Source organism: Nocardiopsis sp. NPDC057823 (assembly GCF_042797335.1).
In the GTDB taxonomy this organism is placed as follows: domain Bacteria; phylum Actinomycetota; class Actinomycetes; order Streptosporangiales; family Streptosporangiaceae; genus Nocardiopsis; species Nocardiopsis changdeensis.
Genome location: NZ_JBHVLR010000004.1, coordinates 236,992 through 262,259, shown reverse-complemented (window position 1 = coordinate 262,259; position 25,268 = coordinate 236,992). Strand labels below are relative to the sequence as shown.

The 25,268-nt window shown below is 72.9% G+C and carries 25 protein-coding genes; 15 read left to right on the top strand and 10 right to left on the bottom strand.

The features are described from left to right. Positions 1-155: 155 nt before the first annotated feature. The 4 genes from ACFVNO_RS09875 to ACFVNO_RS09860 are packed head-to-tail and all read left to right on the top strand — an operon-like array spanning position 156 to position 4,429. Positions 156-959, top strand: coding sequence for a lysophospholipid acyltransferase family protein (locus ACFVNO_RS09875; RefSeq protein WP_355258335.1), 804 nt, complete (start codon positions 156-158; stop codon positions 957-959). 2 nt (positions 960-961) lie between these two features. Further along, positions 962-2,020, top strand: coding sequence for an NAD(P)H-dependent glycerol-3-phosphate dehydrogenase (locus tag ACFVNO_RS09870; protein ID WP_355258331.1), 1,059 nt, complete (start codon positions 962-964; stop codon positions 2,018-2,020). Positions 2,021-2,032: 12 nt separating this feature from the next. Beyond that, the gene (locus ACFVNO_RS09865; RefSeq protein ID WP_220563121.1) at positions 2,033-3,241 is read left to right on the top strand and encodes a PLP-dependent aspartate aminotransferase family protein; all 1,209 of its coding nucleotides are present in this window, start codon (positions 2,033-2,035) and stop codon (positions 3,239-3,241) included. A 60-nt stretch (positions 3,242-3,301) separates the two neighbouring features. Then, positions 3,302-4,429, top strand: coding sequence for a D-alanine--D-alanine ligase family protein (locus ACFVNO_RS09860; protein ID WP_355258325.1), 1,128 nt, complete (start codon positions 3,302-3,304; stop codon positions 4,427-4,429). Between the two features lie 73 nt (positions 4,430-4,502). Here ACFVNO_RS09860 and ACFVNO_RS09855 read toward each other — a convergent pair whose 3' ends face one another. The 6 genes from ACFVNO_RS09855 to ACFVNO_RS09830 form a co-directional block, all read right to left on the bottom strand. Further along, positions 4,503-5,381, bottom strand: a complete 879-nt coding sequence (locus ACFVNO_RS09855) for an EI24 domain-containing protein (RefSeq protein ID WP_378891390.1) — start codon at positions 5,379-5,381, stop codon at positions 4,503-4,505. Between the two features lie 92 nt (positions 5,382-5,473). Beyond that, complete coding sequence (gene cydC / locus ACFVNO_RS09850) at positions 5,474-7,240, bottom strand: thiol reductant ABC exporter subunit CydC (protein ID WP_355258322.1); 1,767 nt, start codon at positions 7,238-7,240, stop codon at positions 5,474-5,476. Further along, positions 7,237-8,955 (bottom strand): thiol reductant ABC exporter subunit CydD, encoded by a 1,719-nt coding sequence (cydD, locus tag ACFVNO_RS09845; RefSeq protein WP_355258319.1) that lies wholly within the window; start codon positions 8,953-8,955, stop codon positions 7,237-7,239. Before cydD ends, cydC begins: the two co-directional genes overlap by 4 nt. A gap of 120 nt (positions 8,956-9,075) precedes the next feature. Continuing rightward, entirely contained in the window at positions 9,076-10,101 is a 1,026-nt protein-coding gene (cydB, locus tag ACFVNO_RS09840; RefSeq protein WP_355258752.1) for a cytochrome d ubiquinol oxidase subunit II, read from the bottom strand. Positions 10,102-10,110: 9 nt separating this feature from the next. Beyond that, positions 10,111-11,568, bottom strand: coding sequence for a cytochrome ubiquinol oxidase subunit I (locus tag ACFVNO_RS09835; protein WP_355258316.1), 1,458 nt, complete (start codon positions 11,566-11,568; stop codon positions 10,111-10,113). Positions 11,569-11,871: 303 nt separating this feature from the next. Further along, complete coding sequence (locus tag ACFVNO_RS09830; RefSeq protein ID WP_378891150.1) at positions 11,872-12,603, bottom strand: DUF305 domain-containing protein; 732 nt, start codon at positions 12,601-12,603, stop codon at positions 11,872-11,874. 89 nt (positions 12,604-12,692) lie between these two features. Here ACFVNO_RS09830 and ACFVNO_RS09825 point away from each other — a divergent pair, with 89 nt between their 5' ends. After that, positions 12,693-13,499, top strand: a complete 807-nt coding sequence (locus ACFVNO_RS09825; protein WP_378891147.1) for a DUF3105 domain-containing protein — start codon at positions 12,693-12,695, stop codon at positions 13,497-13,499. A 173-nt stretch (positions 13,500-13,672) separates the two neighbouring features. Here ACFVNO_RS09825 and ACFVNO_RS09820 read toward each other — a convergent pair whose 3' ends face one another. Together ACFVNO_RS09820 and ACFVNO_RS09815 are read right to left on the bottom strand one after the other, a co-directional pair. Then, on the bottom strand, positions 13,673-14,137 hold the full coding sequence (locus ACFVNO_RS09820) for a DUF3515 domain-containing protein (protein WP_378891144.1): 465 nt from the start codon (positions 14,135-14,137) through the stop codon (positions 13,673-13,675). 21 nt (positions 14,138-14,158) lie between these two features. Continuing rightward, positions 14,159-14,392 carry an Lrp/AsnC ligand binding domain-containing protein gene (locus tag ACFVNO_RS09815; protein WP_355258306.1) on the bottom strand — a complete coding sequence of 78 codons (234 nt, stop codon included), beginning with the start codon at positions 14,390-14,392 and terminating at the stop codon, positions 14,159-14,161. Positions 14,393-14,508: 116 nt separating this feature from the next. Here ACFVNO_RS09815 and ACFVNO_RS09810 point away from each other — a divergent pair, with 116 nt between their 5' ends. After that, complete coding sequence (locus tag ACFVNO_RS09810; RefSeq protein ID WP_378891141.1) at positions 14,509-15,477, top strand: thiamine-phosphate kinase; 969 nt, start codon at positions 14,509-14,511, stop codon at positions 15,475-15,477. Positions 15,478-15,607: 130 nt separating this feature from the next. Next, entirely contained in the window at positions 15,608-16,252 is a 645-nt protein-coding gene (locus tag ACFVNO_RS09805) for a cellulose binding domain-containing protein (protein ID WP_378891138.1), read from the top strand. A 108-nt stretch (positions 16,253-16,360) separates the two neighbouring features. On the opposite strand, the gene rpmB is transcribed toward ACFVNO_RS09805, so the two are convergent. Continuing rightward, positions 16,361-16,546, bottom strand: a complete 186-nt coding sequence (gene rpmB, locus ACFVNO_RS09800) for a 50S ribosomal protein L28 (protein ID WP_013151263.1) — start codon at positions 16,544-16,546, stop codon at positions 16,361-16,363. 378 nt (positions 16,547-16,924) lie between these two features. Here rpmB and recG point away from each other — a divergent pair, with 378 nt between their 5' ends. Then, complete coding sequence (gene recG / locus ACFVNO_RS09795; protein WP_220563111.1) at positions 16,925-19,105, top strand: ATP-dependent DNA helicase RecG; 2,181 nt, start codon at positions 16,925-16,927, stop codon at positions 19,103-19,105. A 372-nt stretch (positions 19,106-19,477) separates the two neighbouring features. Here the strand turns inward: recG and rsmD are convergent, their stop codons facing one another. Continuing rightward, positions 19,478-20,044 carry a 16S rRNA (guanine(966)-N(2))-methyltransferase RsmD gene (gene rsmD / locus ACFVNO_RS09790; protein ID WP_355258294.1) on the bottom strand — a complete coding sequence of 189 codons (567 nt, stop codon included), beginning with the start codon at positions 20,042-20,044 and terminating at the stop codon, positions 19,478-19,480. 171 nt (positions 20,045-20,215) lie between these two features. Here rsmD and coaD point away from each other — a divergent pair, with 171 nt between their 5' ends. From coaD to ACFVNO_RS09755, 7 genes are all read left to right on the top strand, one after another. Continuing rightward, complete coding sequence (gene coaD, locus ACFVNO_RS09785) at positions 20,216-20,698, top strand: pantetheine-phosphate adenylyltransferase (protein WP_220563109.1); 483 nt, start codon at positions 20,216-20,218, stop codon at positions 20,696-20,698. Between the two features lie 154 nt (positions 20,699-20,852). Further along, positions 20,853-21,431: a DUF177 domain-containing protein gene (locus ACFVNO_RS09780; RefSeq protein ID WP_355258291.1), complete on the top strand. Its 579-nt coding sequence runs from the start codon at positions 20,853-20,855 to the stop codon at positions 21,429-21,431. A 144-nt stretch (positions 21,432-21,575) separates the two neighbouring features. Continuing rightward, positions 21,576-21,752 (top strand): 50S ribosomal protein L32, encoded by a 177-nt coding sequence (rpmF, locus tag ACFVNO_RS09775; RefSeq protein ID WP_073379826.1) that lies wholly within the window; start codon positions 21,576-21,578, stop codon positions 21,750-21,752. Between the two features lie 557 nt (positions 21,753-22,309). Then, positions 22,310-23,035 carry a ribonuclease III gene (gene rnc / locus ACFVNO_RS09770; protein ID WP_220563106.1) on the top strand — a complete coding sequence of 242 codons (726 nt, stop codon included), beginning with the start codon at positions 22,310-22,312 and terminating at the stop codon, positions 23,033-23,035. An 8-nt stretch (positions 23,036-23,043) separates the two neighbouring features. Beyond that, complete coding sequence (mutM, locus tag ACFVNO_RS09765; RefSeq protein WP_378891130.1) at positions 23,044-23,904, top strand: bifunctional DNA-formamidopyrimidine glycosylase/DNA-(apurinic or apyrimidinic site) lyase; 861 nt, start codon at positions 23,044-23,046, stop codon at positions 23,902-23,904. Positions 23,905-24,009: 105 nt separating this feature from the next. After that, positions 24,010-24,297 carry an acylphosphatase gene (locus tag ACFVNO_RS09760; RefSeq protein WP_220563104.1) on the top strand — a complete coding sequence of 96 codons (288 nt, stop codon included), beginning with the start codon at positions 24,010-24,012 and terminating at the stop codon, positions 24,295-24,297. 387 nt (positions 24,298-24,684) lie between these two features. Next, the gene (locus ACFVNO_RS09755) at positions 24,685-24,873 is read left to right on the top strand and encodes a hypothetical protein (RefSeq protein WP_220563103.1); all 189 of its coding nucleotides are present in this window, start codon (positions 24,685-24,687) and stop codon (positions 24,871-24,873) included. The last annotated feature ends 395 nt before the right edge of the window (positions 24,874-25,268 follow it).

The following is a 25,268-nucleotide window of genomic DNA, read 5'->3' as shown; positions in this document are numbered from 1 at the left end:
AGGGTAGGGCTTCACGGGGGCGGGACCGGGCGGTGGCCGGGCCCGGAGACGTTCCGGCACCGTGACCTGCCCTTGCGGAGCGGGAGTGGGGCCGGGAGCGTCCTAGACTGAACCGATTGTGCTTCGAGGTCCGTTAGGGACCCGGGAGCGATGGAATGAGGAGTCCCGTGGCCAAGGCCAAGCAACGAGAATCGCGGTGGGTGAAGGCGGTCGTCTCCCGCATCGTCCGCTTCGTCCTGTGGTTCGTCACCAAGCCGGACTGGAAGGGCACCGAGAACGTTCCGGCCCAGGGCGGCGTGATCATCGCGGCCAACCACCTGTCGCTGGCGGACCCGCTGACGGTGGCGCACTTCCTCTACATCGGGGCCCGCCGCTGGCCCACCTTCACGATGAAGGACGGGGTCATGAAGATCCCCGTGGTGCGGTCGGTCGCCAAGAGCACGGGGCAGATCCCGGTCAAGCGCGGGACCACCGACGCCGTCAAGGCCCTCAAGGAGGCCGAGCTGGCGCTCACCCGGGACGGCGCGTCGGTGATCTTCTACCCCGAGGGCACCTGCACCCGGGACCCGGACCTGTGGCCGATGAGCGCCAAGACGGGTGTCGCCCGGCTGGCCCTGACCACCGGCGTCCCCGTCGTCCCGGTGGCCCACTGGGGCGAGCAGAACATCCTGCCCTACGGCTCCAAGAAGCCGAGGCTCTTCCCGCGCAAGCGCCTGGAGTTCCTGGCCGGCCCCCCGGTCGACCTGGAGCGCTTCAAGGGGCGGCCGCTGACCGCGACGGTCCTCAAGGAGGCCACCGACGCGATCATGGACGACATCACCGCCCTCCAGGCGAAGATCCGCGGCGAGCAGCCGCCGGCGGTGCGCTACGACCTCAAGCGCGCGCGCCTGGAGGAGGCCGAGAAGAAGAGGGCCGGGGACGCCGGCGGCGACGACACGACGAAGGGTGCGGCGGAGTGACGGTGACGGGCAACGATAGCGCGCGGATCGCCGTCCTGGGCTCCGGGTCGTGGGGCACCGTGTTCGCGAACGTCATCGCGGACGCCGCCGCCCACGCCCTGTCCCAGGACCCGGCCGCCCCCGCCGCGGAGGTCGTCCTGTGGGGACGGCGGGCCGAGGTGGTCGACGCCGTCAACCGGACCTCCCAGAACCCCGACTACCTGCCGGGGCTCACGCTCAACCCGCGGCTGACCGCCACCACCGACGCCGCCAAGGCGCTGGCGGAGGCCGGGGTCGTCGTGATGGCGGTGCCGACCCAGTCGCTGCGGGACAACCTGGCGCAGTGGCGCGGGTACCTGCGCGAGGACGCGGTGGTCGTCAGCCTCATGAAGGGCGTGGAGCTGGGCACCCACCTGACCGCCTCGCAGATCATCGCGGAGGTGCTGGAGCTGCCCGCCGAGCGCATCGCCGTGGTCTCGGGCCCCAACCTGGCCCGGGAGATCGCCGAGCGCCAGCCCGCCACCGCCGTGGTCGCCTGCCCGCACGAGGAGACGGCCGTCCGCCTCCAGGCGCTGTTCAAGGCCCCGTACTTCCGCCCCTACACCAGCACCGACCTGGTGGGCGTGGAGATCGGCGGCGCCATGAAGAACGTGATCGCGCTGGCCGTGGGCGTGGCCGAGGGCATGGGCTTCGGCGACAACACCAAGGCGTCGCTCATCACCCGCGGCCTGGCCGAGACGACGCGCCTGGCGGTGGCCCTGGGCGCCGACGAGCACACCCTGTCCGGGCTGGCCGGAATGGGCGACCTCGTCGCGACATGCTCGTCGCCGCTGTCGCGGAACCGGACCTTCGGTGAGAAACTGGGCAAGGGCAAGACCCTCGAGCAGGTCATCGCCGAGACCCGGCAGACCGCGGAGGGGGTCAAGTCCTCGGAGTCGGTCCTGGAACTGGGCTGGGCCCGCGGGGTCGACCTGCCGATCACCGAGGCCGTCGTCAAGATGATGCACCACGACCTGAGCCCCGCGGAGGCGCTCGTCGCCTTCATGGCGCGCAGTGCCAAACCCGAGCGCTACGGGGTCTGAGAGCGAGCAGCGATGTCGTACACACCCGCGGCCGGGGGCGAGCACACCCGGGCGGTCTCCCCGCCGCCCGCGGCCGTCCCCGCCGAGCGCCCCATGCGGATGCCGGTCCACCGGGCGACCACCTACGCCTTCGACACCTCCCAGGACTACGCGGACGTGCTGTCCGGGGCGCAGCAGGGCTACTCCTACGCCCGCATCGACAGCCCCACCGTCGACGCCTTCGCCGAGGCGGTCGCGGCCCTGGAGGGCGCGGGCCTGCCCGACCGGGTGCGCGGCCAGGCGTTCGCCTCCGGGATGGGCGCGCTGAGCACCGTGTTCATGGCGCTCACCGAGGCCGGCTCGCACGTGGTCGCGGCGCGGTCCATCTACGGCAACACCTACTCGCTGCTGGACCGGCTGCTGCGCCGGTTCGGGGTGCGGACCGACTTCGTGGACATCACCGACCTGGACGCGGTGCGCGAGGCCGTGCGGCCGGGCACGGCGGTGCTGTTCACCGAGACCCTGTCCAACCCCACCATGACCGTCTCCGACCTGCCCGGGCTGGCCCAGATCGCCCGGGAGGCCGGGGCCGCCCTGGTGGTGGACTCCACGTTCGCCTCCCCGGCGGTGTGCCGGCCCCTGGAGTACGGGGCCGACATCGTGGTGCACTCGGCCACCAAGTACATCGGCGGGCACAGCGACACCACCGGCGGCGTGGCCGTCGCCGCGCCCTCCTTCATCGACCGGATCCGGTCGGCCCGGATCGACCTGGGGCCCTGCCTGGCCCCCGACGAGGCGTACCTGCTGCACCGGGGCCTGGAGACGCTGCCGCTGCGGGTGCAGCGCCAGTGCGAGACCGCCGCGGCGTTCGCCGCCGCGCTCGCCGAGCACCCGCTGGTGGAGCGGGTCGACCACCCGTCCCTGGACTCGCACCCGCAGGCGGGGCTGGCGGCCAAGCTGTTCGACCCCGGGCGGTACGGGGCCGTCGTCACCGTCCACCCGCGCGGCGGCTGGGAGGCGGGGATGGCCTTCGCCGACCGCCTGAAGGTCGCCACCATCGCCGCGTCCCTGGGCGGCACCCACACCCTCGCCGGTCACGTCGCCTCCACGTCGCACCGGAACATGAACGACGTCGAACTGGCGGCCGCCGGCATCTCACCTGGTGCGGTGCGGTTCTCCATCGGCCTGGAGGACCCTCAGGACCTCATCGGGGACGCCCTGGCGGCCCTCGGGGGCAACTGACACACAGCGGGCCGGGAGAACCCCGGCCCCTTCCGGCAACGAGTACAAAGGGTCAGCACCATGTCGTCCGAGCAGCGAAGGATCCGGGTCGCCGTCGTCTTCGGCGGTCGCAGTTCCGAACACGAGATCTCCTGCGTCACCGCGGGCAGCGTCCTGTCGGTGATCGACCACGACCGCTACGAGGTCGTGCCGGTCGGCATCACCAAGACCGGCAACTGGGTGCTGACCTCCGGCGACCCGGAGCTCCTGCGCATCGAGGAGGGCACCAAGGCCCTGCCGACCGTGGCGGAGGAGGGCGGCAAGGACCTGGCCCTGCCGTTCGACGCCGCCGGGCAGCTGATGGTGGTGGACCCCGCGGACGGGCCCTCCCGGCTGGCCGAGGTGGACGTGGTGCTGCCGCTGCTGCACGGCCCCTTCGGCGAGGACGGCACCATCCAGGGGCTGTTCGAGATGATGGGCGTGCGCTACGCGGGCGCGGGGGTGTTCTCCAGCGCCGCCGCCATGGACAAGGTGTTCATGAAGGCCATCCTCACCGGCAACGGGATCCCCACCAGCGACTACGTGGCCATCACCGACCGGCGCTGGCGCACCGAGCGCAAGAAGGTCCTGGACGACATCGCCGAGCTGGGGGAGACGGTGTTCGTCAAGCCCGCCCGTGCGGGCAGCAGCGTGGGCATCAGCAAGGTGCGGGACTCCTCCGACGCCGACGCGGTGATCGCGGCCGTCGAGGCGGCGCGCGAGCACGACCCCAAGGTGCTGGTGGAGGCCCAGGTCGTCGGGCGCGAGATCGAGTGCGGCGTGCTGGAGGCCGAGGACGGGGGCGTCCCCGACGTGTCCTTCCCGGCCGAGGTGCACGTGGCGGAGGGCTTCGACTTCTACGACTTCGAGGCCAAGTACCTCTCCAGCAGCGGGCTGACCATCCCGGCGGAGATCCCCGAGGACGTCACGGCGCGGCTGCGCGGGCTGGCCGCCGAGGTGTTCGAGGCGATGGGCTGCGAGGGGCTGGCCCGGGTGGACTTCTTCTACACCGAGGACGGCGAGGTCCTCGTCAACGAGCTGAACACGATGCCCGGGTTCACCCCGGCGTCGGCGTTCCCGCAGATGTGGGCGGCCACCGGGCTGGACTACGCGGCGCTGGTCGACCGGATGATCACGACGGCGCTGCGGCGCTCGCCCGGCCTGCGCTGACGCGAACCGGTACGTACGGGAAAGGGGGGCGGCCCGCTCGGGCCGCCCCCCTTTTCGTGTCCTCTTCGTGTCCTCAGGCCCCGGGGTGCGGGGGCGGTCCCTGCGGGTGCCCGTGCGGCGGGGCGACCGGCGGCCGGCCGTACGGGGGCGGGGGGACGGGCGGCCGCCCGGGCGGGGGAGCGACGCCCTTGGGCGCGTCGGGCACGCCCAGCAGCTGCCGGGCCAGGATGGTGCCGCCCGCCGTCGCGGCCGGGAACACCACGACCGCCAGGAACGGGATCGCCAGCAGCAGGTACGTGGGGACCGTGAACCCCAGCACCCGCAGCCGCCGGGTGCCCATCCACTTGCGGCGCTCCTTGATGGTGAGGAACCCGCGGCGGTCGAACGAGCCCGCCACCAGTTCGATGCCCAGCAGCCAGCCGCCCAGCAGGGCGGCCAGCACCGAGCCGACGACCGGGCCGGCCAGCGGGACGAACCCGATGGCGAACACCAGGACCGTCACCAGCAGCGAGGCGAGGATGATCACCAGGGACTGGCGCACCGCCCGGCCCAGCGACGACCAGACCGACTCGTCGGACTCGGCGGGGGCGTTGCCCAGCTCCTGCTCGACCAGGTCGGTGATCTTGTCGTAGATCGGCGCGCCCAGGGCCAGCGTGATGGTGGTGAACGAGACCACCATCAGCAGGACCGTCCCGGCCAGGGCGCCGACGGCGACGGCACCGCGGAGCAGGTTGCGCCAGACCTCGTCCCAGCCGTCGGCGAACGGCGTCGCCCACGCGGCCAGGTCGGTCAGGTTCATCACCAGGAGGACGAACAGCGCCAGGAAGAGCAGCGACGTGATCAGGGCGGGGAGCGCGCCCAGGAGGAACAGGCGCGGTCTGCGCAGCAGCAGGCCGAAGCCGCGCGCCAGCGCGCCGACTCCGCCGAAGACTTCACGAACGGGATTGGGAATGGCCACGCTGGAACATTAGGGCAATCCCGCCCGCGCCTGCCAGTCGGCCCGTCCCCCCGGGCGGCCCCGCCGCGAAGACGGGGCCGCCCGGCTCAGAGGCCGGGGTGCACGTCGCGGTACCAGCCGTCGCGGGCCAGCAGCTCGGTGTGGGTGCCGGACTGCACGACGCGGCCGTCGCGGACCACGACGATGCGGTCGACCCGCTCCAGCCCGGTGAGGTCGTGGGTGATGAGCAGCGTCGAGTAGCCCTCGGCCGCCGCCAGCAGGTCCTCGACCACCGCGTCGCGGGTGTCCGGGTCCAGGTGGGCGGTGGGCTCGTCCAGGACCAGCACGCGGGGCGCGGCCAGCAGGGCGCGGGCCAGTGCCAGGCGCTGCACCATGCCGCCGCTCAGCCCCAGGCCGTGGGTGCCGACGCGGGTGTCCAGGCCGTCGGGCATCGCCGCGACGTCGTCGGCCAGACGGGCCCGGCGCAGCGCCGCCCACAGGTCGTCGTCGGACGCCTCCGGCCGGGCCAGCCTCAGGTTCTCGCGCAGGGTCGAGGCGAACACGTGCGGGTCCTGCGGCACCCCGGAGACCACGGCGCGCACCTCGTCGGCCGGGTACCCGGTGATGTCGGCGCCGCCGAGCTCCACGCGCCCCGCGTCGGGGTCGCGGAACCGCAGCAGGACGGAGGCCAGCGTGCTCTTGCCCGCGCCGCTGGGCCCCACCACCGCGACCGTCTCGCCCGCCGCGACGTCCAGGTCCACGCCGTCCAGGGCCCACGGCCCGTCCGGGGTGTAGCGCACCCGCAGCCCGCGGACGCGGACCGCGGAGTCCCCGTCCGGGTCCAGGCCCGTGCGGACCGCCGGGGCGACCGCCGCTGGGGTGTCCAGCACCCCGAACAGCCGCGCACCGCTCTCCCGGATCGCCCCCAGCCGGGCGGCGACCGCGGGCAGCGGGGCGACGATCTCGAACGCCGCCAGGGTCACCAGCACCAGCACCGCCAGCGACACCGCGTCCAGCTCCCCGCCCTCGACGGCCAGCACCCCCAGGAACAGGGCGCCCCAGACGCTCAGCCCGGTGATGAGCGTCGTCGCGCCCGCCCCCAGCCCCAGCACCGCGGCGTCGCGCCGCGCCATCCGGGTCAGCTCCTCGTCGGCCTCGTACACGCGGGCCACCTGGCGGTCCATCGCCCCGTAGGCGATGAGGTCGGGCGCCCCGTGCAGGGTGTCCACCAGGGAGGTCGACAGCCGCCCGCGCGCCACCGCCTGGCGCCGCCCCGGGGCCCGGCCCAGCGCGGCGGCCGCCCAGGGCACCGCCAGCCCCGCCAGCAGCAGGCCCGCGGCCAGCAGCGCCCCGCCCGGCGCGTACACGGCGGTGACCACCAGGACGGTGACCCCGCCGGTCACCAGGGACACCAGCGGCGGGGTCAGGCCGCGCACCAGCAGGTCCAGGGTCGCCTCGGTGTCGTTGACCAGGCGCGACACCAGGTCGCCGGACCGGAACCGGCCGAAGGGCTCGGTGGCGGCGAGCCTGCGGTACACGCGCACCCGCACCTCGGCCAGCGTGCGGAACGCGGCGTCGTGGGTGACCAGCCGCTCCAGGTACCGGCTCACCCCCTTGCCGACGCCCAGCGCCCGGGTGGCCACCACCGAGACCCCCAGCGCGGTGATCCCCGGGTGCGAGGCCGCGGTGGCCAGCATCCACGCGGCCACCCCCAGCAGCGCCACCCCGGAGCCGGTGGCCACCGCGCCCAGCAGGACGCCCAGCGCGAACCTCCCGGCCCGGGGCCGGGCCAGCGCGACCATCCGCCGCAGCGGGTCGCGGCGGCGCTCCTCCTCGGACACGGGCGCGGCGTCGGCGGTATCGGTCGTGCTCATCGGTTCAGCGCCCCTTCACGGCCCGGCAGCGGGAGTTCCACGACCCGGGCGCCGAGGACGGCCTCGGCCCAGCCGGTGTCGTGGGCGACGATGACCGCGGTGCGCCCCCGCAGGAGGCGGTCCACGGCGGTGCGGACCGCGGCGGCGTTCTCCGGGTCCAGGTGGGCGGTGGGCTCGTCCAGCAGCACCAGCGGGGCGTCCCGGCAGAACGCCCGGGCCAGCGCGATCCGCTGGCGCTGGCCCGCCGAGAGCCGGGCGCCGCGCTCGCCGAGCCGGGTGTCGTACCCGTCGGGCAGCGCGGACACGAACCCGTCGGCCTCGGCCAGCCGGGCGGCCTCGCGCACCCGCTCCAGGGGGGTGTCGGGGTCGCCCAGCCGGATGTTGTCGGCCACCGAAACGTCGAACAGGTAGGGGTGCTGGGGCACCCAGGCCACCCCCAACCGCCAGTCGTCGGCGGGGACGGACTCCAGCGGCTCCCACGCGCCGCCGGGCGCGCGCACCTCGATCCGCCCCTCCGAGGGGGTGTTCATCCGCAGCAGCAGCGACAGCAGGGTGGTCTTGCCCGACCCGCTGGGCCCGGTGAGCAGCACCCGCTCGCCCGAGCGCACCGTCAGGTCCACCCCGGACAGGGCGGGCAGGTCCCGCCCCGGGTAGGTCAGCGACACCCCGCTCAGCCGCAGGTCGCCGCCGGTCGCCGGGGACCGCTCCCCGGTGGGCGCGGGCGCGCCGCCGTCCGCGGTCCGGCGCCGCTCCAGCTCGGTGAACACCTGGTCGGCGGCGGCCACGCCCTCCATGCTCGCGTGGAACCGGGCGCCCACCTCGCGCAGCGGCAGGTAGGCCTCCGGCGCCAGGATCAGCACCAGCAGGGCGGTCTGGTAGTCCATGTACCCGCCCAGCAGCCGCAGCCCCACCTCCACGGCGACCAGCGCCACCGCCAGGGTGGCCAGCAGTTCCAGGGCGAAGGCGGACAGGAACGCGATCCGCAGCGTCCCCATGGTCGCCCTGCGGTGCTCCTCGCCGACCCGCCGGATGAGCGCCGCCTGCGCCTTGGCCCGGCGGAACACCGCCAGGGTCGGCAGCCCCTCCACCACGTCCAGGAAGTGCCCGCCGAGCCTGCTCAGCAGCCGCCACTGCCGCTCGGTGCGGTTCTGCGTGTGCATGCCGATGAGCGCCATGAAGACGGGGATGAGCGGCACCGTCACCAGGATGACGACCCCGGAGATCCAGTCGGCCCAGAACACCACGGCCAGCACCGCGACCGGCACGATCGCCGCCAGCACCAGCTGGGGCAGGTAGCGGGCGAAGTAGTCGTCGAGCGCGTCCAGGCCCCGCGTGGCCAGGGTGACCAGCTCCCCGGCCTTGGGCGCCTCCCCGTCCTCGCCGCGCTGGGCGGTCCACACCGTCCCGTCGCCGGTGACGCGGTCGATCAGCCGGCGCCGCAGGATCGACTTGGTGCGGGCGGCGCTGTGCAGCGCCGACGCCTCGGCCGCGTACGACAGCAGGGCGCGGACCAGGGCGATGCCGGCGACGGCGGCGACCGCCCACCCCAGGGGGGCGAACCCCGACCCGGCGAACACCTCCGAGATGACGTGGGCGAGCAGCCATGCCTGGGCCAGGATCAGCCCGGTGATCGCCACCCCGCTGAGCACGGAGACGGCCAGGTGGGTGCGGACCGCCGACGCGGTCCGCACCAGGCGCGGATCGAGCGGTTTCAATGGGACCCCTTTGAGGGTGGCGGTGGACGGTGGGCGTTCGTGCCCAGTCTCGCCGATGGGCACCGGATACGGGCACGGCCCCCGCCCCGGGCGATGGGGGAGGGGGCCGCGCCCTTCGGATCAGGCGCCGGAGCGCTGGGCCACGGACTCGCCGGTGACGGTGGCACCGGTGACCCGCTTGCGGAACACCCAGTAGCTCCAGCCCTGGTAGAGGAGCACCAGCGGCAGGAAGACGACGGCCACCCAGGTCATGATGGTGAGCGTGTAGTCCGCCGAGGAGGCGTTCTCGACGGTGAGGCTGAACGCCGGGTCGGTGGTGGAGGGCAGCACGTCCGGGAACAGCGACCCGAACAGGGTGACCACGGCGGCCAGGATGGTGGCCACCATGAGCCCGAACGCCAGGCCCTCGCGCCGCGCCCGGGCCGCCGCGACCCCGCCGACCAGGGCGAGGGCGGCCAGCGCCACGAGCGGCCAGGTCCACGCCTGTCCGTGGGCGAGCTGGGTCCACAGCAGGAACGCGGCCGCGGCGGGCACGGCGACGTACGCGGTGCGCAGCGCGGCGGTGCGGGCGCGGGCCCGGACCGGCCCGTCGGTCTTCAGGCTCAGGAACACCGCCCCGTGCAGGGTGAACAGCGACAGGGTGGTGAGCCCGCCCAGGAGCGCGTACGGGTTGAACAGGTCCGCCAGGGACGCGGTGACGATGTGGTCGGCGTCCATGGCCACGCCCCGGACGACGTTGGCGAAGACGACCCCCCACAGCAGGGCCGGCGCGGCGCTGCCGAAGAAGATGGCCCGGTCCCACCACAGCCGCCAGACGGGGTCGTCCCGCTTGCCGCGGTACTCGAAGGCCACACCGCGCAGGATGAGCGCGATGAGGATGACGAACAGCGGCAGGTAGAACCCGCTGAACAGGGAGGCGTACCAGGCGGGGAACGCCGCGAACGTGGCGCCGCCCGCGGTGATCAGCCAGACCTCGTTGGCGTCCCACACCGGTCCGATGGAGTTGATGGCGACCCTGCGGTCGACGGAGTCCCTTCTGCCCATGAACGGCATCAGGGTGCCGACGCCGAAGTCGAACCCCTCCAGGACGAAGTACCCGATCCACAGGACCGAGATGGCGATGAACCAGATGACGGCCAGATCCATGGTCATGTCCTAGTAGCTGAAGTGAGGGATCTTCGACTCGTCGCCGTCCCTCTCGAGGTCGGGGACGAGGTGGGACGGGCCCGCCTTGATGTACTTGACCAGCAGGCCGACCTCGACGACGGCGAGGACGCCGTAGACGAGGGTGAACCCGGTCAGGCTCAGGGCGACGGTGCCCAGGCTCACACCGGGCGAGACGCTGGCGGCGGTGAGCAGGTAGCCGTGGACGGTCCAGGGCTGGCGGCCCATCTCGGTGAGCACCCAGCCGAAGATGTTGGCGGCCAGGGCGGCGGGCAGGGCGAGCACGGCCAGCGGGTAGAACCAGCGGGTCAGCCTGCCGTGCACGGACGGCGTCCGGCCGCCGCGGGTGAGCCACAGCCCGAGCGCGGCGACGGCGACCCCGGCCATGCCCAGGCCCATCATGAGGCGGAACGACCAGTACGTGACGAACACGTTGGGGACGTAGTCCCCCTCGCCGTACTCGGCCTCGTAGGCCTCCTGGAGGTTGTTGATCCCGTGGACCTCGCCGTCGAACTCGCCGGTCGCGAGGAAGCTGAGGATGTTGGGGATGGTGATGTCGATGGGGTTGTACCGCGCCTCGGTGTCGCCGACGGCGAACGCGGAGAACGGCGCCCCCTCCTCGGTCTCCCACAGGGCCTCGGCCGCGGCGAGCTTCATGGGCTCGTACTGGGCGGCGAGCTTGGCCTGGTGGTCCCCGGAGAACACCACGATCACACCGGCGATGAGCGTGAACACCAGCCCGACCTTGAGCGTGCCGCGGAAGAGGGCGAAGTCGCCCTTGGGCGGGGTCGTCCCGCGGATCCCGGTGTCGTTGTGCCTCTGGTTGCGCCACAGCTTGTAGGCGCTGACGCAGACCACGAACAGCCCGGCGGTGATGAACGCGGCCGAGACGGTGTGCAGGTAGGTGGACCAGGCCTGGTCGTTGCTGAGCACGGCCCAGATGTCGTTGAGCTCGGCGCGCCCGTTCTCGGGGTTGACCTCGAACCCGACGGGGCGGCGCATCCAGGCGTTGGCGGCCAGGATGAAGTAGGCCGACAGGTTGGTGCCGATCGCCACCATCCAGATGCAGGCCAGGTGGGCGGCGCGGGGCAGCCGGTGCCAGCCGAAGATCCACAGGCCGATGAAGGTGGACTCCAGGAAGAAGGCGAGCAGCGCCTCCATCGCCAGCGGGGCGCCGAAGACGTCGCCGACGAACCGGGAGTACTCGCTCCAGTTCATGCCGAACTGGAACTCCTGGACGATGCCGGTGACCACGCCCATGGCGAAGTTGATCAGGAAGAGCTTCCCGAAGAACTGGGTCGCCTGGAGGTACTCGTGCCTTCCGGTGCGGTACCAGACCGTCTGGAGGACGGCCACGATGAACGACAGGCCGATCGTCAACGGAACGAACAGGAAGTGGTAGATCGTGGTGACACCGAACTGCCACCGCGCGAGTTCAAGGGCTTCCATACCCGCCTCTCAGGTACCGACCACCGGTAGTACTACACATCGTAGTTCTACAACGTGTCGTAGTCGCCTCCGGGGGCCCGCGAAGGGCCTCGGAGGGGCTTCCGGCGGGGAGGGAGAGGGGGTGCCGGCCCGGGGAGGGCGGCCCGAACGCGGTCGCGTGACCATGCTGACCTGGGATGACGCGGTATCCACGGAGGTCGGGGAGTCGTGTCTGTGGACTCGGACACATGCGGGGCCGCCCCGGGAACGACGGAGGCGGCGCACCCCCGCGGGGGTGCGCCGCCTCGGCTGGGACGGGGCCGGTCAGGCGTCGGTGCGGTCGGCCAGCATCCGCTCCATGAGGTCCACCTCGGCCCCCTGGGCGTCGATCATGCCCTGGGCGAAGTCCACGACCATCTCCTCCCGGCCCAGGTCCACCTCGGCCTCGGCCATCTCGATGCCGCCCAGGTGGTGGGCGATCATCAGCTCCAGGAAGACGATCTCGGCCTCCACGCCCTCGGCCGCGCGGAGCCCGTCGAGCTGCTCGGCTGTGGCCAGCCCCGGCATGGCCTCGGGCACCCCGCCGTCCCCGCCGCCGTGGTCGTGCCCCGCCATCCAGGCCATCGGCCGGTCCGGGGCGCGCATCGGCAGGTCCCAGGCCAGCAGCCACCCCTGCATGCGCCCCACCTGGGCCTGCTGGGTGCGGGCCATGTCGGTGGCGACGGTGTGCAGCTCGGGGTCCTCCGTCTTGTCGAGGATGATCATCGACATGTCCACGGCCTGGTTGTGGTGGACGCTCATGTCCCGCAGGAAGCCCGCGTCGGCACCGGTGTCCAGCGGGTACGAGGGGCGTCCCAGCAGGTAGCCGCCGAGCAGGGCGACTGCGACCAGGATCACCGCGGCCCAGGTCGGGACGGAGGCGAACGACGTCCTGCGGGGCTCGGACTCCTCCGGGAACTCCCCCGGGACGGCCTCCCCGCCGTCGTCCCCGGGTCCGTCCGCGGTGTGGCCGAGGTCACCGATCGGGTCGCGCTCGGTACCGCTTTCGTCTCCCATGGGAACCATCCTGGTCAAATCGCCCGACTCTGATGCCAAAGTAGAGGATAGGTAAGTCCCAGGCCCCACCACCCACCTCAGGAGACCCAGTGGCCAAGAAGAAGACGGCGGAGGAGCGTCGCCAGCGCGCCGCCGCCCTCAAGGCGGAACGCCTGCGTAAGGAGAGACAGCGCAAGATCCTCGGCATCGCCGGCGGCGCGCTGGCGGCCGTGGTGGTCGTGGGTCTCATCGGTTTCCTCTTCTACATGGATCATCGCAGCCGGCAGATCCCCGGTATGGCGGAACACGAGATCGGCTCCTACCTCCACGTCGACACCGGTGAGAAGGTCGACTACGAGCAGAGCCCGCCGGTCGGCGGCGACCACTGGAGCGCCTGGCAGAACTGCGGCGTCTACCCCTCGCCGGTGACCCCCGAGTTCGCGGTGCACTCCCTGGAGCACGGCGCGGTGTGGATCGCCTACGACCCCGAGCTGCCCGCGGACCAGGTCGAGCAGCTGAACGGCTTCTACACGCCGGGCTCCTACCTGCTGGTCACCCCGTACGAGGGTGAGATGGACGGCCCGATCGTGGCCTCCGCCTGGGGCCGCCAGGTCGCCGTGGACAGCCCGACCGACGAGAGCCTCCAGCGCTTCGTCCGCGCCTTCGAGCAGAGCAGCGACGTGCCGGAGCCGGGCGCGCTGTGCTCCCAGGGCGTGGCCGAGAACGCCGAGGAGGTCGAGGCCATGCTCGCCGGCGGTGGCGGCGAGGAGCAGCTCCCCGAGGGGATGGACGGCCCCGCCGAGGGAGCCGAGGGCGACGCGCCGGCCGAGGGCGAGGGCGACGCCCCTGCCGAGGAGGAGAGCGACGCCCCCGCCGGGGACGAGAGCGAGGCTCCCGCCGAGGAGGGTTCCGAGTAGCGGGCGCCGCATGTCGGAAGACGGAGGGAAGGGGCGGTGCGACCACGGTCGCACCGCCCCTTCCGGGTTCTGCGGGCCGCTCCCGGGACCGCTCTTTCGCGGGCCGTCCGTCGGGGACCCTCCGCCGTCCGGCGGGCGGGCCGCGGCGCGACGGAGGCCCGAAAGGACTCTGCCTAGAGCTCTCCGTCGGGCAGCGGCGGCAGGTGCTCGGAGACCAGGTCGCTCACGGTCGTGAGCGCCGCGGCCGGGGGGCCGTAGGAGGTCGGGATCAGCAGCTCGACGTAGGCCTCGTGGCCGACCGCGGTGAAGACCGTGGGGGCGTCGGCCGGCTCGGACAGCCACGGGACCCCGTTGACCTCCTCGAGCAGGGAGTCCGGGGCCAGTGCCACGGGCCGCTCCACCCCGCAGCGCAGGCCGATCGCCGGGTCGCCCCAGGCGGCGGTGAGGTCGGACGCGGGCCGGACGTCGACGCGCTCGGCGTCCATGAGGGTGTCCGGCAGGTCGGCGACCAGCGCCGTGCACAGCTCCTCGGCCGCGGCGTCGGGCAGTGGCGGCTCCATGCGCACCGTCTGCGCCCCGCACCCCGCGACCGCGCCCAGCAGGAGGAGCACGGGGGCCAGCCGCAGGAGTACGCGCACCACATTCTCCGAAGGGTCGGGTCAGATGTTGACGATGGGACAGGTGAGCGTCCGGGCGATCCCCTCGAGACGCTGGATGCGGGCCACCACCAGCGACCCCAGGGCGTCCACGTCGTCGGCCTCGGCCTGGACGATCACATCGTAGGGGCCGGTCACGTCGTGGGCCTCCGTGACCCCCTCGATGCCCCGGATGCGCTCGGCGACCTCGGCGGCGCGGCCGACCTCGGTCTGGATCAGGATGTATGCCCGCACCATGTGTACTCCTTCGTGCATGCCGGGTACGGGAGCACCCGACGGTGAGGCCGATGACGAACGTGTGACGAACGTGGGTCTGGACCACCGCGCCGGAGCGTCACCGTACCCTGTTCCCTGTGCAGAACACCATTGGGGGTCTGGGCGAGTTCGCTCTGATCAGACGCGTGACGGGCCAATTCCCCGGGACGGACGATGTAATCCTCGGCCCGGGTGACGATGCGGCCGTCGTCGCCGCCCCCGACGGCCGGACCGTGGCCACCACCGACCTGCTGGTGGAGGGGCGCCACTTCCGGCGCGACTGGTCCACGGCCCGCGACGTCGGCCACCGGGCGGTGGCCCAGAACTTCGCCGACGTCGTCGCCATGGGCGCCCGCCCCACCGGCCTGCTCATCGGCTTCGCCGCCCCCGCCGACCTGCCCCTGGAGTGGGCGGAGGAGTTCACGCTGGGCGTGCGCGACGAGTGCGCGGCCGCGGGCGGCGCGGTGGTGGGCGGCGACACCGTCGGCTCCGACACCATCACCGTCGCGATCACCGCGCTGGGCGACCTCCAGGGCCGGGCCCCGGTCCGCCGCGACGGCGCCCGCCCCGGCGACGTCGTCGCCTACTGCGGGCACCTGGGCCTGTCCGGCGCCGGGCTGGCCCTGCTCACCGCCGGGACCGACGGGCCCGCCGCCTGCCTGGACGAGTACCGCAGGCCCTCCCCGCCCTACTCCGCCGGACCCGAGGCGTCCCGGCTGGGCGCCACCGCCATGCTCGACGTCAGCGACGGCCTCGCCCAGGACCTGGGCCACGTGTGCCGGGCATCGCGGGTGCGCATCGACCTGGACCCGGACCTGCTGCGCCCCGAGCCCGCGCTGGTCGAGGCCGTGCGCGTCCTGGGCGGGGAGCCCGGCCGGGCCCTGGCGTTCATGGTCTCCGGGGGCGAGGACCACGCCCTGGCCGCGACCTTCCCCGCCGGAGCGGACCTGCCCGACCACTGGCACCGCATCGGGACCGTCCTCCCGGCCGAGGAGGGGGAGCACCGCGTCACCGTCGGCGGGCGGGTCCCCGAACGCACCGGATGGGATCATTTCCCCGGCGAATGAGCGCGTTTGGATTTGTCTGTTTTGGCTCGCGCGCTAGGCTTGCGGCCGGGAATCGCCCGGTCCCGCTCGCACCGAGCGGCGGCCACCGGGCAGGGCGAGATCGGTTTCCGATCCCGGGGAGAGGCGGTCCATGGGGCGGCACGGCCAGCGGCAGGGCGCCCGTCGCGGTGCGCACCGCAACGAGCCCGCGGACACCGGGGCGCTGCGCCGGCTGGGCGGCTTCATCGAGAGCACCGTCCCCAAGCGCGTGGAGCCCCCGCGCCTGCTCAACGTGCTCGTCGTCTCCGGTGTGATCCTGGGCCTGCTCCTCTTCGGCTACAGCACCACCCAGATCTACCTCCAATTCGGCGGCACCCCCGGGGGCACCGCGCAGAACCCGGGCACCCAGGACGGGGTGGGCCCCAGCGGCGGCGTCACCCCCGAGCCCGACGCCGGGACGCCCGCGCCGCAGACCCAGGCGGGCACCGAGCCCACCACCGTCTCCTACCGCGTCGTGGAGTCGGGCGAGGCGGGCTTCAGTGCGCAGGTCACGGTCACCAACACCTCCCGCAGCAGGCTCGACGCCTGGGAACTGGCCCTGGCGTTCGAGGACGCCGAGGTCACCCACGTCGAGGGCGCCGATTGGGAGGCCATCGACGACGGCATCCTGGCCCGCCAGCCCGGCAGCGCCGACGGGCTCGATCCCGGGGAGAGCGCCTCGCTCACCTTCCAGGCCCTGGGCGCCGCGCAGAGCCCGACCCGCTGCTCCCTCAACGGGCACATCTGCAGCCTGTGAGCGGTCCCACCGCGTTCCGGCGCCGACCCCTCCGTCCGGGCCCGGGAACGGCGAAGGCCCCCCGACCGGAGTCGGAGGGCCTCGAAGACCTGTCGGGGGCGGTGCTCCCTAGCGGGTCACCTTGCCGGCCTTGATGCACGAGGTGCAGGCGTTCACGCGCTTGGGCGTGCCGCCGACGCGGGTGCGGACGGTCTGGATGTTGGGGTTCCAGCGGCGGCGGGTGCGACGGTGCGAGTGGGAAACACTGTTACCGAACCCTGGTCCCTTGCCGCAGACGTCGCAGACGGAAGCCACGGTAACTCCATTCAAGTGTTCGGGATCGCGCACGTCGCCGCACGCGAAGGTTCAACCGGCCGGAAGGGGCCGGGCGGACAGGCCGGCGCGAACGCCAACCGTGGAAGAGTACACGAGGGGAGGTAAAAAGCCCCCCGCGTGCGCCGACGGGACGTGGTGCCGCCGGAAGGACCATCGACCGCCGCCACGCGGGCACGGCGGAAACACGATGAACTCACACGAGTATAGCGCCGCCGGAGACGTCGGCGGACATCCGTGCCTTCGGCCCCGTCCCGGGAGAATGCCGACCCGCCGCCGCCCCGCTCCCGGGAGCCGCCGCCGAGCGTCGCAGCGGGGCACTAGCGTTGGCCGTGACCGGCGATCCTGAAGAGGAAGACCATGACCACCTGGGACGAACCGCTGGGCCGGGGCCCGCTGCGCGGCAAGACGGCCAAGGCCCTGGAGGAGAAGCTCGACCTCCACACCCTCGGCGACCTCCTGCGCTACTACCCGCGCCGCTACGACCGGCGCGGCGACCTCACCGACCTGGCCCTGCTGCGCGAGGGCGAGCAGGCCACCGTGCAGGCCCGCGTCCTGGACGCCAAGAGGCGCACGGTCCCGCCCCGGCAGGGGCGGCGGAGGATGGACCTGCTGGAGGTCGTCGTGACCGACGGTACCGGCCGGCTGCACCTCACGTTCTTCAACCAGGGCGCCTACCACCAGACCCGGCTCACCCCCGGGCGGCTGGCCATGTTCTCCGGCCGGGTCGGCACCTTCAAGGGGCGCCGCCAGCTCGACCACCCGCAGTACGAGCTCCTCGACGAGGACGGCTCCGAGGTGGACCGGGCCCGCGCCTACGCCGACGAGCTCATCCCGGTCTACCCGGCGGTCAAGGGCATGGACTCGGCCACCATCGGCCGCGCCGTCGAGGTCGCCCTGGGCGTCGTGGACGACCTGCCCGACCCGCTGCCGCCCGCCGTCCTCGGCGACCGCCCGGGGATCGCCGACGCCCTGCGGAGGATCCACCGGCCGCAGAGCGATCAGGACATCGGCTCCGCCCGTCGGCGCCTGAAGTGGGACGAGGCGTTCGTCCTGCAACTGGCGCTGGCCCGCCGGCGCCGCGACGCCGAGAGCCTGCCCGCGGTGCCCCGGCCCGGCGCCGACGGCGGCATCCTCGACGCCTTCGACGCGCAGCTGCCGTTCACCCTCACCGACGGCCAGCGGGAGGTCGGCGACCTGCTCGCCGCGCGGCTCGACTCCGCCCACCCCATGCACTGCCTGCTCCAGGGCGACGTGGGCGCGGGCAAGACCCTGGTGGCGCTGCGGGCCATGCTCCGCGTGGTGGACTCCGGCGGCCAGGCCGTCATGCTCGCCCCCACCGAGGTGCTGGCCCAGCAGCACCACCGCTCCATCGGCGCCATGCTGGGCGCGCTGGGCCGGGCCGGGCAGATCGACGGGGCCGAGCGGGCCACCCGGACCGCCCTGCTCACCGGGTCCATGGGGGCCGCCGCCCGGCGCGAGGCCCTGCTGGACGCCGCCTCCGGCGCCGCCGGGATCGTGGTGGGCACCCACGCCCTGCTCCAGGAGCACGTGTCCTTCGCCGACCTGGGCCTGGTCGTGGTCGACGAGCAGCACCGGTTCGGGGTGGAGCAGCGCGACGCCCTGCGGGCCAAGGCCGCCGACGGCCGCCCGCACGTGCTGGTGATGACCGCCACGCCCATCCCGCGCACCGTCGCCATGACCGTCTACGGCGACCTCGACGTGGTCGCCCTCACCCAGCTGCCCGCCGGGCGGGCGCCGGTGTCCACCCACGTGGTCCCGGCCAAGGACAAGCCCCACTACCTCAGCCGGGCCTGGGAGCGGATCCGCGAGGAGGCGGCCCAGGGCCGCCAGGCCTTCGTGGTCTGCCCGCGCATCGGCGACGGCGACTCCGCCGAGGACGCCCAGGCCGCGGGGGAGGAGGGCGAACGCGCCCCGCTGTCGGTGCTGGAGATCGCCGCCCGGCTGACGGAGGGCCCCCTGGCCGGCCTGCGCGTGGAGGTGCTGCACGGGCGGATGGCCCCCGACGACAAGGACGCGGTGATGGGCCGCTTCTCGGCCGGCACCACCGACGTGGTGGTGTCCACCACCGTCATCGAGGTGGGCGTGGACGTGCCCAACGCCACTGTGATGGTCATCATGGACGCCGACCGGTTCGGGGTCTCCCAGCTGCACCAGCTGCGCGGCCGGGTCGGCCGCGGCAAGCTGCCGGGTCTGTGCCTGCTGGTCACCGAGTCCGAGGAGGGCTCGCCCGCCCGGGAGCGGCTCGACGTGGTCGCCTCGACCACCGACGGCTTCGTGCTCTCCCAGGAGGACCTGCGGATGCGCCGCGAGGGCGACGTGCTGGGCGACGCCCAGTCGGGCCGCTCCAGCCTGCGCCTGCTCACCCTGCTCAAGGACGAGAAGGTCATCGAGGAGGCCCGCGAGCGCGCCGCCGCCTACCTGGAGGAGGACCCGGAGCTGACCGCCCACCCGCCCCTGGTCCGCGCCCTGGAGGAGCTGCTCCCGGAGGAGCGCGCCGAGTACCTCGACAAGACCTGAGCACCGGGCTCCGAGGCCTGTCCTTCGAACGCCTGCGCCGCCGGGGTTCGTGAGGCGCCCGGCGGGTTTCAAAGGCCCGGGGGAGCGGAGGAGGCGGTCCTCGGCGAAAGCCTGCGGCCGTGGGCCGTCCGCCGGGGGCCTTCCGCCGTCCGACGGGCGGGCCGAAGGGCGGCGGAGGTGCGAAAGGGCGGCCTAGGGCGTGTTTTTTGAACCTCCGCTGCGCTTCGGTTCGTGCTCGGCGCCCCCCGAGGGCGGGAACCTTCGGCCCTGCGTCGACATCCTCGTTCCTCGGATGCCTCCTCCGGGCCTCCAGAACCCCGCCGGGCGCCTCACGAACCCCCAGCAGTACAGGAGAGCATTCAAAAACAGGCACTAGGCGGAGTAGTGGGCGTACCAGAGGACGGCCTCGCCGTAGCCGCGCTTGCGGTCGCGGGCGAGGCCGGCGGGCCAGGCGGGCTCGGCGGTGCGCTTGGAGCGCTCCACCACCACCAGCGCGCCGTCGGCCAGCCAGGAGCGGGAGGCCAGGTCGGCGAGCACGGCGGCGATCTCGGCGTCGGTGACCGCGTACGGCGGGTCCGCCACCACCAGGTCGTAGGGCCCGTCCGGGTTGTCCTGCGCGACCACCCGCTCCACCCGGTCGGCGGCCAGCCGGGCGCCGGGTAGGCCCAGCGCGTCGATGTTGTCCCGCACCACCTTGGCCGCCCTGCGGTCGGCCTCCACCAGCAGCGCGTGGGAGGCGCCCCGGGACAGGGCCTCCAGGCCGATGGCCCCCGAGCCCGCGTACAGGTCCATGACCCGCAGCCCGGTCAGCGGGCCGAGGTCGGACTGGGCGGAGGCGAACAGGGCCTCGCGGGCCCGGTCGCTGGTGGGGCGGGTGGTGCGGCCGTCGGGGACGGAGAGGCGGCGCCCCCCGGCCGTCCCGGCGATGATGCGGGTCATGGCACCACCGTAGCCAAGGCGCCGCGCCTCCCGGACTCCCCGGCGCGCCTCCTCCCGCGGTGGGGCCGACGGGGGGAAAGTAGCCACTAAGCGGGAGTTGCCCGAATCCGTACCGGGGGCGACCCCTACGATCGCGGTACTCGAACGCCATGTCCGAAAGGGGCGATCACCGTGCGCCGTGCCGTCTGCCCGGGTTCCTTCGATCCGGTGACCTACGGTCACATCGACATCATCGGCCGGGCGGCCAAGCAGTACGACGAGGTCGTCGCCGCTGTGCTCAACAACGTGAACAAGAGGGGCCTGTTCACGGTCCCGGAGAAGCTCGACATGCTCCGCGTGGGAACCGAGGACCTCGCCAACGTGCAGGTCGCCGAGTTCGACGGGCTCCTGGTCGACTTCTGCCGCGCCAACGGCATCGACACCATCGTGCGCAGCCTCCGCTCGGTCAGCGACTTCGACTACGAGCTCCAGATCGCCCAGATGAACTACCGCCTGTCCGGGGTGGAGACGGTGTTCATGACCGCGAACCCGCAGTACTCCTTCCTGTCCTCCAGCCTGGTCCGGGAGATCGCCCAGTACCACGGCGACGTCTCCAACCTGGTGACGCCCTACGTGCAGGACCGGCTGCGCGAGAAGTACACCGCGAACGGCTGATACGCGGGCCTTCCGGAGCTGATTTGGGTGCTCGGGGACGTGATGGGTAGAATCCAGGTTCGACCATGTGCGTCGCCGTCTTCGGCGTGCGCGCGGGCCGGTACCGGCCGCCACCGGCGGACCGCCCGGCTCCCGGAATCCTCGTGAAAGCCCGATGACCCTGTCTCGTCTCAATCCCCGTGACCCGTTCGTGGTCGACACCCAGGCGCTGGGCCGCCAGCCGGGGTCGATGCGGACGGTCCAGCGCATCGTGACCGTCCCCGAGGCGTTCGCGAACGCGATGTCCTCCGTGCCCGAGGGCCGCGAGCTGGAGCTCGACCTGCGCCTCGAAGCGGTGATGGAGGGCGTCCTGGTCACCGGGACCGTGCGCGGGCAGATCACGGCCGAGTGCTCGCGCTGCCTCGACCCCCTCTCCGAGGACTTCGAGGCGGGCTTCCAGGAGATGTTCCGGTACACCGCCGACGAGGACGGCCTCCACCAGGAGGACCTGGAAGCGGACGACGACGATGAGGACTACTATCTAGAGGGCGACCTGCTCGACCTCGAACCCGTGGTCCGAGACGCCGTCGTCCTCGCCCTCCCGCTCTCGCCGCTGTGCGACCCGGACTGCCCGGGCCTGTGCTCGGAGTGCGGTGCCCGACTCGCCGACGCGGGACCCGACCACGGTCACGGCGACCGTGTCGACCCCCGGTGGGAGGCGCTCCGCGACCTCGCAGAGCGGCCCGGCGAGTGACAACAGCCCTTCCCCGTGCACCACGGGGATGATCCCGGCCCCGTGCCGGGCGCCCCGTTCTACGGAGCACACCCCGCAGTGCGCGGGGCCGACCAGATAAGCGACCTCCCGCGATCCGCGCGGGGGTGACCCAGGAGGATTGAAGTGGCCGTCCCGAAGCGGAAGATGTCGCGGAGCAACACCCGGACCCGCCGTTCCCAGTGGAAGGCGTCGCGCCCGGTGCTGGTCAACTGCCCGCGCTGCCGCGACCCCAAGCAGCCCCACGTCGCCTGCCCGACCTGCGGCACCTACAACAACCGCCAGGTCGTCAACCCGGCGTAACCGCGTATGCCAGGTCCTCGGGTCACCGCACCCGACTCCTGCCCCCGGGGCGGGTCCGTACCACGGACCCGCCCCGAACGCTGTCCGGGGCCCGCGGGGGAGGCGCGGACGGGCCGGGATTTGTAGAGTGTGACCGAGGGACGGCCCAGGGCGTGTTCCGCGGATGTCCTCGTGCCGTCCGGCGTTCGCGCCGTCCGGCACGAGCGGCCTCCAGGCGATCTCTCGCAGGACGACCGTTCCGGGGTGCCGAGCGGCACCGCGCGGCGGGGCCCGCCCGGGCCCGGCCCCCGGGCTCGGCCGGCGCCGCGAGAGACGGACCGGAGGACGCGAGCGAACACGCCCCGAGCCGCCCCGCCCGTCCTACCGTCCACGCGACGGCCGGCCCGCGGACCGCACCGGAGTTCCCGAGTTCGTGGTGGCCGCCGGGGGAGCGGGCGCCGTGTCCGGCGCCGGGCTCCCGCGACGCTCACCTCGTTTTCGAGCACCCTGGTCGGGCCGTGCGTCCGCGACCGCGCACGCGCGCCGCACCGGCGTGCCCGAACAGGGAAGTGAAACGAGTGGCCACCCAGCTCTCCTCCGCCGAGACCAAGGCGTTCCACCAGGCCATCGGGGTCGAGGTCGACCCCAGGATCCTGGTCCGCGCGCTGACCCACCGCTCCTACGCCTACGAGAAGGGCGGCCTGCCCACCAACGAGCGCCTGGAGTTCCTGGGCGACTCCGTGCTCGGCCTGGTGGTCACCGACACGCTCTTCCGCAAGCACCCCGACCTGCCCGAGGGGCAGCTGGCCAAGCTGCGCGCCGCGGTCGTCAACATGCGGGCGCTGGCCGACGTGGCCCGCGGCCTGGGCATCGGCGCCTACATCCGGCTGGGCCGCGGCGAGGAGGGCACCGGCGGGCGCGACAAGTCGTCGATCCTGGCCGACACCCTGGAGGCCATCATCGGCGCGGTCTACCTGGACCGCGGCCTGGACACCGCCTCGGAGTTCGTGCACCGGCTGTTCGACCCGCTGATCGCGACCGCCTCCGGGCTGGGCGCGGGCCTGGACTGGAAGACCTCGCTCCAGGAGCTGACGGCCGCGGAGATGCTGGGCGTGCCCGAGTACCACGTGGACGAGTCGGGCCCCGACCACCAGAAGACGTTCCGGGCCACGGTCAGGGTCGCGGGGGAGAGCTACGGCCTGGGCGAGGGCCGCAGCAAGAAGGAGGCGGAGCAGCAGGCCGCCGAGTCCGCCTGGAAGGCGATCAAGGCCCGATCCGAGGCCGCCGGAAACGGAAAGAGGTAGGTACCCCGATGCCCGAGCTGCCCGAGGTCGAGGTCGTACGCCGGGGGCTGGCCGCCCACGCCGTGGGACGCACCGTCGCCGGGGTCGAGGTCCTGCACCCCCGCGCGGTGCGCAGGCACACCCCCGGCCCCGCCGACTTCGCGGCCCGGCTCGAGGGGCGCACCCCCACGGCCGCGCTGCGCCGCGGCAAGTACATGTGGCTGGCCCTGGACGACGGGTCGATGCTCCTGGCCCACCTGGGGATGAGCGGCCAGATGCTGGTCCAGCCGCAGGGCAAGCCGGACGAGAAGCACCTGCGGGTGCGGCTGCCGCTGTCGGACGGCAACGAGCTGCGGTTCGTCGACCAGCGCACCTTCGGCCACCTGATGGTGGACGGGCCGGGGGAGCGGGCGGACGTGCCGGCGTCGGTCGACCACATCGCCCTGGACCCGCTGGACGCGGAGTTCGTCCCGGAGGCGTTCGTGCGCGCGCTGCGCGCCAGGGACACCGAGCTCAAGCGGGCGCTGCTGGACCAGTCGCTGATCAGCGGCGTGGGCAACATCTACGCCGACGAGGCCCTGTGGCGGGCCGGCCTGCACGGGCGGCGCGGCACCCGGGGGCTGACCCGGGCGCAGGCGACCGAGCTGCTGGGGCACGTGCGCGACGTCATGACGGAGGCGCTGGCGGTGGGCGGCACCACCTTCGACGGGCTGTACGTCAACGTCAACGGCGAGAGCGGCTACTTCGCCCGGGGGCTCAACGCCTACGGGCGGGAGGACCGGCCGTGCGGCCGGTGCGCCTCCCCGATCGTGCGGGAGTCGTTCATGAACCGCTCCTCGTTCAGCTGCCCCTCGTGCCAGAGGCCCCCGCGGAGGTCCCGCACCGCCTGACTGGACTGTGACGGGTGGGGCGGGTGGGGTTTTCCGGGTCCGAACGGCCCAGAGGACCGCACAGTGAGGAAAGTGTCTCCCCAAGGTAAGGAAGAGGAACGGTCAATGAGCGGCGGCGACGAGGTCGTCCGACTGACCGCGTGGGTGCGCGGACATGTACAGGGAGTGGGTTTCCGCTGGTGGACGCGTTCCCGAGCGCTGGAACTGGGGCTGGTCGGGGCCGCCACGAACCTCGCGGACGGCCGTGTGGAGGTCGTGGCGGAGGGTTCCCGGAAAGCCTGCGAGGAGCTTCTTGAACGCCTCAAGGGCGGCGGAACACCCGGCCGTGTGGACTCTGTGGTCGAACGTTGGGGTCCGGTCGGGGGTACGTTCACCGGTTTCGTCGAGCGGTGAGTATCCTGGAGGGGTAACGCGATTCGAGCGCACCCCGCGACCGCGACGGTCGGTACCGAAGGCTCGTGGCAGGGTCTCGTGAGGTGCGTCGGCCGTCATCGTGCGTTCCCGCGCGTCTCCGGCCCGGCCGGGGCGGCCTTCTTCGCATCGTGTTGACACCACCTGCCCGGGACTTCTCACTCCGGATCAGAGTGGTTACCGAGTGTTTGTAATCCAATCTTGACCAGTGGCGCGCCTAGTGAGACTCTGGAAGGCACACCGCGCAGCCTTCCACCCGCGTGGAAGAAACGTCCATGAAAGCGAATCGCACATCATGGAGAAAGAAATCCCGCGGGGTGTCGCATGCGCAAAATCACAACTGGTCACTCAGTGTGGAGGACCCACATCATGGCGAAGGCTCTGTTCGGCCACGTCGGCGGCTCCGACCCTCGTATGGTCCAGGAGATGCGACGGCTTCAGAAGCGGGTACGCGACCTCGAGGACGAGGTCAGCCGGCTCCAGGCGCGCAACGACCAGCTCAGCATGGCGGTCAGCGACGTCGCGGGTGCCACCGACCGCGAGCCCGCGCTCGCCTGATCCGCGCGTTCCGCGCCCGGCGATGACCGGCCGCGCGCGCCGCGCACGAATCCAGGGGTGGGGACGCCTTTCCGCTGTATCGTCCGGGCGTCCCTGAATCCTCACCGGTGGGATTCCCACCGGATCCACAAGTCCACCGCGCCGCAGTCTTTCCTTTTCCATTGCGGCCTCTTTTCCTTTTAGTACCCGGCGGACTCCGTCACAACCCTCCGTGTCCGCCGGTGATCCCCCCTCCTCGACTCCTCCCGGGAAAGCCGGGAGGAAACGTACGAACACGCGACGCGCAGGGCGGACCTGCTCCGCCCGGCGACGCGTCCCCCACCGGCACACCGCGCCGACCCCCGCACCCCTGTCGCCTCTTCGTGGCACCCTTGTACGGGTCGGCCCGCCTTCCC